General features: G+C 68.5%; 1 pseudogene. It reads left to right on the top strand.

What is annotated here, in order from left to right:
- Positions 1-35 precede the first annotated feature (35 nt).
- Positions 36-251 (top strand): annotated as a pseudogene (locus SM755_RS23985) (M42 family peptidase); the annotation flags it as partial.

The following is a 251-nucleotide window of genomic DNA, read 5'->3' as shown; positions in this document are numbered from 1 at the left end:
ATCGCTTTTTGTACCCGGCCGACCGACGGCGAGGTATGACCGACTTCGACTTCGACGAGTCGCTGCTCGCCGAACTCACCGAAGCACACGGCGTACCGGGATACGAGGACGCGGTCCGCGACGTCGTCCGCCGCGAGCTGGAGGACGCGAGCGCGGTCGAGGCGGTCCGCTCGGACGCGATGGGGAACCTCGTCGGCACCATCGAGGGCACCGAGACCCCCGAGTACGAGGTCGTCGTCGCCGCGCACATG

The sequence above is a fragment of the Natrialba sp. PRR66 genome, assembly GCF_034808065.1.
In the GTDB taxonomy this organism is placed as follows: Archaea; Halobacteriota; Halobacteria; order Halobacteriales; family Natrialbaceae; genus Natrialba; species Natrialba aegyptia.
Note: the sequence above shows the minus strand (reverse complement) of the source record. Positions and strands in the feature narration are given on the sequence as shown.